General features: G+C 62.5%; 12 protein-coding genes. 9 read left to right on the top strand and 3 right to left on the bottom strand.

All coding sequences use genetic code 11. The features are described from left to right. Nucleotide 1 precedes the first annotated feature (1 nt). From JMF82_RS03095 to JMF82_RS03080, 4 genes are all read left to right on the top strand, one after another. A complete protein-coding gene (locus JMF82_RS03095) occupies nucleotides 2–1,135 on the top strand; it encodes a hypothetical protein (protein ID WP_201313074.1) in 1,134 nt (377 codons plus the stop codon). 353 nt (nucleotides 1,136–1,488) lie between these two features. Continuing rightward, nucleotides 1,489–1,833: a hypothetical protein gene (locus JMF82_RS03090; RefSeq protein WP_201313073.1), complete on the top strand. Its 345-nt coding sequence runs from the start codon at nucleotides 1,489–1,491 to the stop codon at nucleotides 1,831–1,833. Between the two features lie 143 nt (nucleotides 1,834–1,976). Further along, the gene (locus JMF82_RS03085) at nucleotides 1,977–2,318 is read left to right on the top strand and encodes a HigA family addiction module antitoxin (RefSeq protein ID WP_201313072.1); all 342 of its coding nucleotides are present in this window, start codon (nucleotides 1,977–1,979) and stop codon (nucleotides 2,316–2,318) included. A gap of 439 nt (nucleotides 2,319–2,757) precedes the next feature. Continuing rightward, the gene (locus tag JMF82_RS03080; protein ID WP_201313071.1) at nucleotides 2,758–2,937 is read left to right on the top strand and encodes a hypothetical protein; all 180 of its coding nucleotides are present in this window, start codon (nucleotides 2,758–2,760) and stop codon (nucleotides 2,935–2,937) included. A gap of 38 nt (nucleotides 2,938–2,975) precedes the next feature. Here JMF82_RS03080 and JMF82_RS03075 read toward each other — a convergent pair whose 3' ends face one another. Continuing rightward, entirely contained in the window at nucleotides 2,976–3,464 is a 489-nt protein-coding gene (locus tag JMF82_RS03075; RefSeq protein WP_201313070.1) for a hypothetical protein, read from the bottom strand. 305 nt (nucleotides 3,465–3,769) lie between these two features. Further along, nucleotides 3,770–3,913, bottom strand: a complete 144-nt coding sequence (locus JMF82_RS03070; RefSeq protein ID WP_201313069.1) for a hypothetical protein — start codon at nucleotides 3,911–3,913, stop codon at nucleotides 3,770–3,772. Between JMF82_RS03070 and JMF82_RS03065 the strand changes: the two genes are divergently transcribed. The 5 genes from JMF82_RS03065 (at nucleotide 3,906) to JMF82_RS03045 (ending at nucleotide 10,245) form a co-directional block, all read left to right on the top strand. Next, nucleotides 3,906–4,355, top strand: coding sequence for a hypothetical protein (locus tag JMF82_RS03065; RefSeq protein ID WP_201313068.1), 450 nt, complete (start codon nucleotides 3,906–3,908; stop codon nucleotides 4,353–4,355). The genes JMF82_RS03070 and JMF82_RS03065 overlap by 8 nt on opposite strands. Before the next feature lie 422 nt (nucleotides 4,356–4,777). Beyond that, nucleotides 4,778–7,243, top strand: a complete 2,466-nt coding sequence (locus JMF82_RS03060; RefSeq protein ID WP_201313067.1) for an EAL domain-containing protein — start codon at nucleotides 4,778–4,780, stop codon at nucleotides 7,241–7,243. A gap of 523 nt (nucleotides 7,244–7,766) precedes the next feature. Then, complete coding sequence (locus JMF82_RS03055; RefSeq protein WP_236585270.1) at nucleotides 7,767–8,585, top strand: AraC family transcriptional regulator; 819 nt, start codon at nucleotides 7,767–7,769, stop codon at nucleotides 8,583–8,585. Between the two features lie 234 nt (nucleotides 8,586–8,819). Beyond that, nucleotides 8,820–9,701 (top strand): catalase family peroxidase, encoded by an 882-nt coding sequence (locus JMF82_RS03050; protein WP_201313065.1) that lies wholly within the window; start codon nucleotides 8,820–8,822, stop codon nucleotides 9,699–9,701. A 43-nt stretch (nucleotides 9,702–9,744) separates the two neighbouring features. Further along, a complete protein-coding gene (locus tag JMF82_RS03045; RefSeq protein ID WP_201313064.1) occupies nucleotides 9,745–10,245 on the top strand; it encodes a DUF302 domain-containing protein in 501 nt (166 codons plus the stop codon). Between the two features lie 963 nt (nucleotides 10,246–11,208). On the opposite strand, the gene JMF82_RS03040 is transcribed toward JMF82_RS03045, so the two are convergent. Further along, a complete protein-coding gene (locus JMF82_RS03040) occupies nucleotides 11,209–11,904 on the bottom strand; it encodes a VIT family protein (protein WP_201313063.1) in 696 nt (231 codons plus the stop codon). Between the last annotated feature and the right edge of the window lie 16 nt (nucleotides 11,905–11,920).

Raw genomic sequence — 11,920 nt, 5'->3', positions numbered from 1 at the left:
CATGGCATTCTTTGAAGTCGTCGATGACCGTCTTTCCAGGCTCGTCCCCACTAGCCTGGCTGATGCGCAAATTCGCGAACGACGCGATCTGCAACGACTGCTGCGCGCGCACCTGGTTCAGCTCCTACCAGATCTTCTGGTTATCTCGGAAGAGTTTGGAGACTGGGACGACTCGAAACGCAGGGTGGACCTGCTTGCTGTCGACCGCATGGGCAATTTGGTCGTGATCGAACTCAAACGTGGCGACACTGGCCACCACATGGATCTACAGTCCATCCGCTACGCGGCGATGGTGTCTACTATGACGTTTGCGCAGGCCGTGGATGCATATCGCATTTTTCTTGGTCCTAGCGCTGGAGCCAGCGCGCAGGACATGCTGCTGGAGTTCCTCCGATGGAGCGAACCCAATGAAGATGATTTCGCCCAAGATGTGCGCATCATCCTCTTTTCTGAGGACTTCTCGCGCGAGCTCACCAGTTCCGTACTGTGGCTGCGCGACAAACGCGTGGATATCACCTGCTTCAGGGTCAACGCATACCAAGTGCGCGATCGATTGCTGTTGGATTTCAATCAGATCATCCCTTTGAGGGAGGCCGAAGAATTCCAGGTCAAGGTGCGGGACAAGCAATTGGTTGAGAACGATGCGCGTCGCGAACGGGTACCTTGGAACGGTGAGTTCTACGCCAATTATGGCAATGATGCCGCTCGCTCATGGGATGACGCTTGCAGGTACGGTTTTATCAGCGCCGGTGGAGGACACTGGTTTACGCGTACTTTGAACCTACTGACACCGGGCGCTCGAGTATGGGTTAACCGACCAGGCGTCGGGTATCTTGGCGTCGGAGTAGTAACGGGTGAGCCAACATCCGCACTGGATTTCACCGTCGATACGAAGCAAGGTCGATGCCGATATATCGACTTGGACACCGTGAACGAGGTGATACGCGGTCATGCCGATAGCTCCGAAACGATGGAGGTGTTCGTGCCGATCAAGTGGCTTGCCACCGTTCCAGAGACTAAGGCTATCCGCGAGCCGGGCCTGTTCGGCAACCAAAATTCTGTAGCGAAACCAACTGTGGCCTCGTGGCCACATACGATCGAACGTCTCATGGATGCGTTCGGACTAGTTGGTTAATTGAGCCCTGCGTTGGCGTTTGCAGACCTTGGCTGTTCTTTTCGTTCAACGGCTGGATACTTGCGAGGTTGGAAAGCTCCGTATCCACGCCGTCTTCGCATTCCACCTGTGGTCCATCACTGACACGCAGTCCGACCAGCATTCGCGCACCCGCCACATTCTGCTAGGCGTACGTCCATCTGGCTCTAGCCTGACAGACGATATGCGTGCCGATCGCTAGTTTCGAGAGGTCATTCGCGCGGTCAATTTGGAAGGCTTCGCGAGTGACCATGACATCAAAGTCATGAAGCGCGGGCCGTGAGTGCCGTTAACACCCACGACCCGCTGACCATTACCAACGACCAAGGTTGATCATGGCTAACCGCGATCATACGGTACGCGTTCGCTCGTCAGTTCCCGCTGACGACACCCTCACTGGCCCGCCCGATGACCTTTCTCCTACGGGCGTGGCGTGGCCTGAAACCTTCCGTCGAGGCACCCGTGCCGACATCGCCCTGGCGGTGTTGGCACTGACGCGGTTGCGCATCGACAGCGAGCGATGCCGCCTGGCGCAGGTACGGGGTTACGCCGGCAGACCGCTGGCGTGGCCGCTTTCCGTGGCTGAAATCGCCAGTTTCGGCACGGCCATCCAATGCCTGCAGCAGTACGCCAGGCTGCTCGTTCACGAGGCTCCGGTGAATCCTCCCGCCGTCCAATGATTGCCACCCCGCAGCGCATCGGCCGCCATGGCGATGCGCCGCAACTATGGCAATCGCTGACATGGCCGTTAGGCATTCACTGACGCGAATGGTCGTAAGCACCCGCCCGTTCTACGGGCGTGTCCGACAGGGAAGGTAAGTCCATGGAACTCATCAAGCTCACGCCATGCCTGGGCGTGGATCCGGCATTCCGCCTGCGTTCGCCCGGCGAGGTGCTGTTGAACGACTACATGCGCCCCGAGGCGATGAATCCCGCACAGCTCGCGCGCCGTACGGGCATCCAGGCGGTGCATATCAAGGAGGTCATCACCGGCACCCGGCGCATAACGCCACGGTACGCCATGCGGCTTGCCGCGGTGCTGCCCACCTCCGCGCTCTATTGGCTGGCATTGCAGGCGCGGTACGACCTGGCGCGCGAGGGCAAATGCATCCCCACATGCCTGTACCCGTCCCCGAAAGACCGTCCGCCTCCTGGCGTTGACTAGCGGATCTTTGTAGCCGCTCACGCGATTCGCCAACCACCATTTGAGGAAAAGGCCATGGTGGCGATGCCGGATCTTCAGATATGTACGTAATGGTCGTCGGCATCGGGCCAAGCCGAGATGGCCGTCGGCAGCACGCGATTTGCGTAGACCTTCACCTTGTTTATCCGTGGGCGTAGACCCAGCCTGATCGGCATGCTGTTGGTCTGCTGTCAGTGATCGCTCAATGGTCGTACTTTTAAGAATGTTCTTATGCTCATTCTTTCGTGGATCCGATAAAACGAAGGTCAGACGGCCCGCGACCGTACGTCAGTTTTCAGTTGGCGAATAGGTTGGCCATAGCCGCGCGTACCAGCGTTGATTATCAAACGCCGTAAAGCTAGCGGGCGTCTAGACCTGGGCGGGGTTGTCCGCTCACACGCATAGCAATGGAGACGTATCCATGAAAGAAATCGATATGAGTCAGTGCGAATTGGTTTCAGGCGGCGAGTTCTACTACGGCCTGTCGGTGGACAACGCCAGCAACAGTGAAAACCCGTACTACGGATTCACTGTGCCCTTTGGCCGCGGGTTCTGCTTCCAAACGCCCTACGGAAGCCACTTCTTTGTTTGCACGGCCTGACTTCCGGCCTTCCCAAAGTGAGGCGCGCTCTGCGCGCCTCACTTGCTCTGGACGGGTGGATCGTAGTTCCAGGTGTGCGACCTTCTGTTGAGGATCACGCGCCAATGGCCCTCTATGTATCGGGCGACGAAGTAGTTCTCATAGATGCAATCGCCGCCGCACTGCTCGTACGTATAGACCATGGCCACGTCACCGCTGGCGGAATAGGCCGGCATGCTGATTCGAAGCAGCGATGAGGCCGTGGGGAAGGTCTCACCAAAGGCCGATCCTGGTGCAATGGGCAACCGAGCGCCCGTCGCCACTGGATAGGGGGGAGCCGGTGCGCGCGTCGTCAATGCCTTGGCGATGCGCTGGTCATCCACCCGGTGGATTGCGCCGCACGTGATGCCCTCCGGCAGTGAACGCGTGTCGCGTGTCCGCTGGATCAATGGTGGAACCAGGGTGCTGGTCAAGTCTCCAAATGGATTGAGCAAATCCGTTCGGGCAACCTTGGGGAAAAACGGCCGGGACGAAAGGATGACTTCCATGGCATCCGCTTCCTCGCATTGAAGCGCCAATATCGTCCTCAGAACCTCTTGGTCCGGCTTTGGAGATGACGCCTCCATCGTCGCGGCCGCGAGCGTGTCAGCGCACGCCACGAGTGCCATCCATCCGATGATCCAAACACTCTTCATCTCCCATGCAACCTCTCGCTCATCCGCTCAAGCTATGAACGTGGCGCCCGACAAATGTTCCATGGGAAAAGGGAAGGGCGATTCGCTCGGTCGTTCGAGGTGCTGACCACTTCAATTCATCGCGATGCTGGCCGTGCCTTGAGACGGCATTCCGTGGGTCATGCTGGAGCGGGCCGCCAACTTCCCGCGCCTTTGACCTTGGCTTTGGCTTGAAGTGGACGCAGCAACCATTCGATGATGTTGCCGAAGCATCGGTCCATCTTTGGAACGACCGCCAGACACAGGGGCAGCGTCATGATCACCAGGATCTTCGTGTGTTTGATGGCTTTCTGCCTGCTTCCGGCGCAGGCATGCCGCGCATCGTCGGCCCCTGGTGCACCGGAATCCGCCACGGATGCGCCAGTGGAGACCATCTGTGCCGTGAGGGGGCATCCCAACGCGTACGTGGGCAAGGTGGTTCGTCTGAAGGCGGTCTACAAATCGGACGAGATGTATTACTCGGCGCTCTTCGATGAAACCTGCGACAAGCAGAAGACGCTGGATGTCGAGCACCCCTTGAGAACGCACGGCGACCAGAGCGTTGTGGCGTTCTTCCACGAAGTAAGCGACCGCTGCAAGAAGAAGCAGCAGGTCGTGTGTCCCACAAAAGTCGACCTCGATGTGGATGTGCTGATACGCAAAAAGCAGGATGGCGGTTCCATCGCCGAGTTCATGCATATACGGAGTTACACGTTCTCTTCCTAGCGTGTCGAGGCGGGGCGGAAGGCAAGGCGATCTTCCCGGTGAGCGGGTGGGTATTGCGTCCGCTGGTTGCGGAATGTTCCTGTCCTGGGTCCCGAGCATCGAAGGGCACCCCGGTCATGGCCACGCCATCGGGGCCGGCAAGCGCAGCATTGGACCGGCGTATCGGACGGGCGTAACCTGAGCCGGTCAGCCAGCCGTCTTGTTTCGGGGGCCGGGCCGTTATGGGGAGTACACCGGGCGAGGATGAACTCCAACAGGCGTCTGGACGCCTGACGGAGGCCGTTGTCTCCGGGGGCGGGAGTGGTTGCCCCGCGCAGGCGAGCCCGGGGGCGGAGGCGCTTGCCGGGCGATCGCCGGAGGCATTGCCTGGCGAGCCGGGCTGGGCGCTGAAGCTGGCCCACGTCGGAAGCCTGCAGTGGCACATGGATAGCGGCCAGGTCGTGCTGTCCGAGGAGCTTTGTCATATCTACGGCTTGCCCGGGAGCGGGCGCAAGCTGTCCTTCGCGGACTATCTGTCGTTGCAGCACGCCGCGGACCAGGCCCGCATCGCCCGGGTTTTGGAGCAGGCGCGCGAAAGCGGCGAGCCCTTTGAGTTCGAGGGAAGCTTCATCCATCCCGATGGGTCGCTACGGGCGCTGATGAATCGTGGCCTCGTGCAGCTCGACGAGCGCGGCCAGGCCGTGCGCGTGCTGGTGACCTGCCAGGAGATCACGCTGCACAGGCGCGCGCAGCAGCTGACGGAGGGGCAGCACGACATCCTCGTGGGCATCGCGGCACAACATCCGCTGGCGGAAAGCCTGGCGCGCATTGCCCTGCTGCACGAGGCGCTCAACCCGGGCGCGTTGTGTTCCATCCTGTTGCTGGACGACGCGGGCGCGCACGTGATGAACGGTGCCGCGCCGAGCCTTCCGCCGGCCTACAGCGCCTTGTTGAGCGGGCTGGAAATCGGCGATGAGCGCGGCTCCTGCGGCACTGCGGCGTGGCGCCGCGAGCGTGTGGTGGTGGCCGACATCGAGACGCACCCCTACTGGGCCGGCTACAAATCGCTCGCCCTCGCGCACGGGCTGAAGGCGTGCTGGTCCACGCCCATCTTCGGCAGCGACGGCGGCGTGCTCGGCACCTTTGCCGTGTATTTCCGCGAGCCGCGCTATCCGCGCCAGGATGAGCTGGACAGCATCGACCAGATGGTGCCGGTCGCCAGCGTGGCGATCGAAAGCGCCAGGCTCATCCATCGCCTGCGCGTGCGCGACAGCTTCTTCGAGATGTCGATGGAGCTGTTCTGCATCATCGATCCGGCAACGGGCCGGCTCATCCAGTTCAACCCGTCGTTGCAGCGGCTGACCGGCTACGGCAGCGACGAGCTGAAGCGTCGCAGCTACCGTGAGCTTTTCCCCGTGGAGCAGGGCGCCGGCTTCGAACAGCAGGGGGCCGTTTTCAACGATCAGGGGCAGACGGCCCACGAGTTCGTCACCGGCTGCGTGTGCAGGGATGGTGACCGCCACACCCTGGAATGGGTGTCCTTCGCGGCGCCCGATGGCCAGCTTTACGCGGTGGCGCGCGATGCCACCGCGCGACGCCTGGTGGAAGAGAAGCTGGCGCATGCCTCGTCGCACGACGCGGTCACGGGCCTGCCGCATCACCCCCTGTTCGAGCGCGACCTGGCCGCCATGCTGGCCGCCATGCCCGAGCATCTCTCCACCATGGTCATCGGGCTGGACCGCTTCCAGATGGTCAACGAATCGATTGGCCATCTATCCGCGGACGAGGTGCTCAAGCGCCTGGCCATGCGTTTCCAGGCCGCCTTGCCGGTGCACTCGCCGCTCGCGCGCATGGCCGGCGACCAGTTCGTGATGGCGGTGGAGGGGCGCGATCCGCGGCAGGCGCGTGCGCTTGCCGAGCGCCTCAGGACCATCGTGGCCCTGCCCCTGGAAGGGCTCGACTATCGCCTGCTGCTGACCGCCAGCGTGGGCGTCAGCCATTACCCCCAACATGGACGAACCGCCGACGACCTGCTGCGACGCGCCGAGGCGGCGATGATCCAGGCCAAGCGGGATGGCCGCGACCAGGTCACCGAACTCAGTGCCGCGCAGATGGTGGAGCTGGAGGATCGCGTGGCGCTCGGCTCGCACCTGCGCGACGCGCTCCTCAACCACGAACTGGAGCTTTACTACCAGCCGCAACACCGGGCGGATGGGCTTGCCCTGGTCGGCTTCGAGGCGTTGCTGCGCTGGCACTCCCGCGAGTTCGGGCCGCTGTCGCCCGCGCGCTTCATTCCCATCGCCGAGGCGCTTGGCCTGATGCCCGAGATCGGCGTGTGGGTGCTCGACACCGCGTGTCGCCAGGCGCGTGCCTGGCTGGACCTCGGGCATGGCCGCTTCGTGATCGCCGTGAACGTGTCGGCGCAGCAGTTGCAGCGCCCCGGCCTGGCCGACAGCGTGGCCGGCATGCTGCGCCGGCATGGCCTGCCCGCGTCGACGCTGGAAATCGAGATGACCGAGAGCTCCCTCATGGAAGACATCACGCGTACGCAGGAAACGCTGGCCGCGCTGCGCGGCCTCGGCGTGCGGCTGTCCATCGACGATTTCGGCACGGGCTACTCCAGCCTTTCGTACTTGCGGCAGTTCCCGGTGGACAAGCTGAAGATCGACCAGAGCTTTGTGCGCGGGCTGCCGGGGGACGCCAAGGACACCGCCATTGCCAGCACCATCATCGCGCTGGCGCACCAACTGGGCATGGATGTGGCGGCCGAAGGCGTGGAAACGGAGGAGCAGGCCGCGCTGCTCACCCGGCTCGGCTGCGACCTCCTGCAGGGCCACTATCTCGCGCCCGCCATGTCGACGTGGGAGGCCCAGTCCTATTTCGGCCGCGGCCATGGCCAGGCGATGTGATTGCCCTGGCATGAAGGGTGGTGCGTTTTCGCTTCCTTATGCGGCGAGCGTTTCCGGGGTTGGCACGAAGTGAGCGGCGGGCGGTCGAGGCATTGAGCGTGCGCGTCGCGTGGATTCCGGTCGGGCTGAACATCGATTCCGGCGGGCGCTGAACACGCTACCGGTACTGACAGGGGCCGGGGGCTCCTGTTGGACGCTACCGATCGTATTCTGAAAGGGATCGTTCCCGACTCTCGGCGGACCTGGCATAGGGACGGTCCTGGCCTCTGCAAATCTGGCGACCGGACCTGGACCCCACGGCAAATACGTAGGCGCCCACGGGTGCAAGTAAGTCTTATGGTTGGGGGCGCCGGCTCGTTTCTTCGTTTAAAGTTCGCTGATTCTGGCTCGGTTCGCGTGACACGATATCAGTCCGGAGGCGCACTGCATGGCTCGAGGAGCTTACGGTGAAAGGCTTGGCCGCAGTTTCAATCTTGAAACACCTCCCACGCTAAGCAGCCAAACAGAGCGCGGGAGCCTTATCGTGACCGAGCTGCTGTGCGATGAGCCCGATTTCGGATTCACCGAGCCGATCGCGGCGGAAAGTGCTTATCTCATCGGCTTGCAGATGCGCGGCATCGCTCGTCACGAGTTATGGGAAGACGGGCATTCGATTCCGGTGAAACCCATAGCGCCGGGCACCACGCACCTGTATGACCTGGAATGCAATCCGGTTTGCTACACCGATCAGCCGTTTCACGACCTTTTCTTCTATGTTCCGCGTGAAGCCCTTGCGGAGCTTGGGGATGACGGCACTCCCTCCGTGCGCGACCTGCATTGGCCCCGTGGCGCGTTCCTGGGCGATGAGGTCATACGCCACATTGGTTACGCGTTATTGCCCGCATTGGACGCGCAGCAGCACACCAACCAGACGTTCGTCGACCATATGTTGCTGGCATTGCGCAGCCATCTGGTCGCCACGTATGGCGGAATCCAGGTGGTCAAGACCCTCCGGCCGTGCGGTGGCCTGGCGCCATGGCAAGAGCGCCGCGCCAAGGAGTTGATGCGTAGCCGCTTGGCCGATGGTGTGCCGCTGGTGGAGCTGGCACGGGCATGTGACCTTTCGCCAAGCACGTTTGTGCGCGCATTCAAGCGCAGCACCGGCATGTCGCCGCATCAGTGGCTCTTGGCGCAACGCGTCGATCACGCCATCGCATTGATGCGTGACCCTGCCCGATCGCTGGCGGATATAGCGCTAGCCTGTGGGTTTGCGGACCAAAGCCACTTCACGCGCGCCTTTACCACGCGCATGGGGGTACGGCCAGGTGCCTATCGAGCCAGCTTTTCGCGGAAGCCGGGGTAACGAACATCCCGGGCGCACTTTTTTTCTACGGCTGCTTTGATTATCCAAGACCCCATCCCTGGAGGGGCTGACCATGCCGCGTACACGCCAGCATGGAGATCAGCAGTCATGTCACGTAGTCCCTCATGGCCTTCGACACTGTTAGCACTGGCCCTCGTTGCGGCTTTCGCGGGAATGGCCAGCGCGCAAGATACGACTCCCCCAGGCCCGCCCGCCAAGGAGACGCCTTTAAGCATGGTGAATGCCCTGCATACGGCATTTGGCGATCATCACGCCCGTGCCGTGCACACCAAAGGCGTCATGCTGGAGGGAACATTCAACCCGGCACCCGAAGCGCGAACCGTCACCAAGGAACCCATTTTTGCTGGCGATTCCCTGCCTGTGATCGCACGCTTCTCGCTCTTTGCCGGTGTGCCGGATCTACCCGACAATGCAGACGGCGCCTCGCCGGCAGGCTTTGCGGTAAAGATCAAGGCACCCGACGGCGATGATTTCGACATCGAGTGCAATCAGCACAACGGGTTCATCACGGCCACATTTGACGAATTCGCGGCGTTTCTCCGCGCGGTCGGTGCGAGCGGGCCTGGCGTGCCACATCCGACGCCCGTCGAAACATTCGTGGGTTCGCGTCCGGGGGTGAAGGCCTTCCTCGACAGCCGCACGTATCCCGCCTCATACGCCCAGGCAACCTACTTTGGTATCAACGCGCTGAAGTTCACCAACGCGCGCGGCGAGTCGGTCTACGTGCGCTACAGGATGGTGCCCCGCGCGAAGGAGCACTACCTCACGCCCGCCGAGCGCAAGGCGCAGAGTGGAAGCTACCTGCAGGACGAGCTCGCCCAGCGCGTTGCCAAAGAGCCTGTTGTATTCGATTGGTACGTGCAGATCGCCGGCAAGGGTGACAAGGTCGAGGACCCGTCCATTCCCTGGCCGGACAGCCGAAAGCTCGTGAAGCTCGGCACGTTCACGCTATCTCGTCCCCCTGCCGACCCGGAGACGGCCCAGCGCCAGTTGTTGTTCTTGCCGGGGCAACCGCATCCGGGCGTGGAGGCGGCGGACCCCATGCTGATCATGCGAAACACGGCCTATCCGATTTCATTCGGCCAACGGCAATAGGGCCTGCTGCGTCGGCAAGATTGGTAGGCAAAGGAGTATCGATATGCGGCCAACCATCACCACCATCACTACCGAGCACGTCGATCTACTTTCCGGCAAAGACTTCAGTGAAACGGTCAAGGACCTCACCGCCGAGCTTGGGAAAGCCAGTACGGAAAAGCTGATGGACCGGCTTGCCTCTAGCCAGAGTTGGGAGGCGTATGCCGGCGAGTGCGCGGATTTTGCCGGAAGAAGCAACCTCATCGAGGTGGGCTATCTCAACTGGGGGAGGGTGCTCTCCCTGTCGGGAACACCCATGAAAGCGGCATGCTTCATCGTTGGCAATCCGCTGACCGCCCAGAAGCTGCTAGGGGCCGGTGGCCCGCAGGTAGGTCTTTATCTTCCAACCAAATTGCTGGTGTTCGAGGACGCGGAGGGGGCGGTGCATGTCTCTTATGACAAGTTCTTGCCGATAATGGCGCCTTTCGGTGTTGCTGCACTCAACCAGGTCGCGGGGGCGATCGACAGCGTGCTCGACAAGCTTGCGACCGCTGCGGTCGACTGACTTCATTGGTTATTGGAGCGCTTGTTTCGTCCTTCGGATGGCGAGTTTTTGACTACAGGTTTTACGCGGCGCCTCCCGGCGAGATCACCTCGCCTCACTCAACCCCATGGTCCGCTTCGACGGCGGCCTCCATCGGTCATGCAACACACCGGTAGCTGCGCAAGCAGCGGGAGTATGGCCTTGACCGATGGAGATCGCCCCCGATTTCGGCTCTTTCGAGATCGCCCAATGGGGCAAAAGCAGCAAGGCGACCAATACCAGCGCGTCGTTCAGGCTGTATCGGAACACCGCCCGGTCATCACCCTAATTCGCACTTGTCGCCGCTGGCGCGATGAACGCCATGTTCCGTGGGCCCGGGCGGGTTCTTCCGCGGATGGACAGCGCGTAGGTGGCCATCACTGCACAGCGCCATCCATGGCGATGCCGCAACGCGCGACGCGTTGGGCGTGGCGGGACGTGTGTGGTCCGCGCCTGACGGCCGGCTGTGTCGTTGTTCGATGATGTAAGCGCACGCTGATGCCGACATGAGCGAAGCGAACGTCGCTGTGTGCGGGGTTGCCTGGAGAAGTGGCAGGGCTCTTGAGGCTGATCCAATTTTCCAAAGGGACGATTTTTCAGAATTGTCTTATTGATTGTCCGTTTGGCGGGTCATTAGGCTTGTCGTTGCCTTCGCGCCCATCGCGTTCTCACCCTGTCCGTTCCCCTCGATGCGCAGGATCCATGGGCCATGGCGTTGAAGGGGAGGACGTCATCCAGCTCGTAACATCGGATGGCGTCCTCCTCCCTCCCTCCCAGTACCGTATGAGCCGGCCGCGATAGATGTCGCGGCCTTGCCGTGTTCCTGATGGATGGGCCGCGTCGACCTCGACGTGGGCTTCCGCCCTGGCGTCGACCCTAGGGCAGAACATGCGTTGCCTTATGGAATCGTCGCCATCGGCGCACCGGAACCTGGTGGAAGCCGGCTCACGCGGCACCGCCGAACAGCATGCCCACGGCGGTGGTGATGGCCATGGCCAGCGCGCCCCAGAAGGTGATGCGCAGGGAGCCGACGCGAACGTTGGCGCCACCCGTGCGCGCGGCAACGCCGCCAAGTACCGCCAGGAAAACCAGCGACGTCGCGAACACCGACAGCAGCAGCCCCTTGGCGGGGGCAAGCACCACCACTAGCAGGGGCAGTGCGGCGCCCACGGCGAAGCTCATCGCCGAGGCTGCGGCCGCCTGAAGCGGACGCGCCTTGAGCGTTTCCGTAATGCCCAGCTCGTCGCGCATGTGGGCATCGAGCGCGTCATGCGCCATCAACTGCTCGGCGACCTGGCGCGCCAGCTGCGGGTCGAGGCCGCGCCCGACGTAGATCGCGGCCAGCTCCTTGTGCTCGCCTTCCACATCGGTCTTCAGCTCTTTCTCTTCGCGGTGCAGGTCGGCGTTCTCGCTGTCCGCCTGCGAGTGCACTGACACGTACTCGCCCGCGGCCATCGACATGGCGCCGGCCACCAGGCCCGCGGTGCCGGCGACCAGGATGGCCGATGGCGTGGCATGCGCCGCGGCCACGCCCATGACCAGGCTGGCGGTGGACACGATGCCGTCATTGGCGCCGAGCACGGCGGCGCGTAGCCACCCCATGCGCTCGGTGACATGGCGTTCGCGATGGCGATGCTGCATGGGGCCCTTCCTTTTC

This window comes from Dyella sp. EPa41, from assembly GCF_016586165.1.
Lineage (GTDB): Bacteria > Pseudomonadota > Gammaproteobacteria > Xanthomonadales > Rhodanobacteraceae > Dyella.
This window is presented reverse-complemented; position numbering and strand designations above follow the sequence as displayed.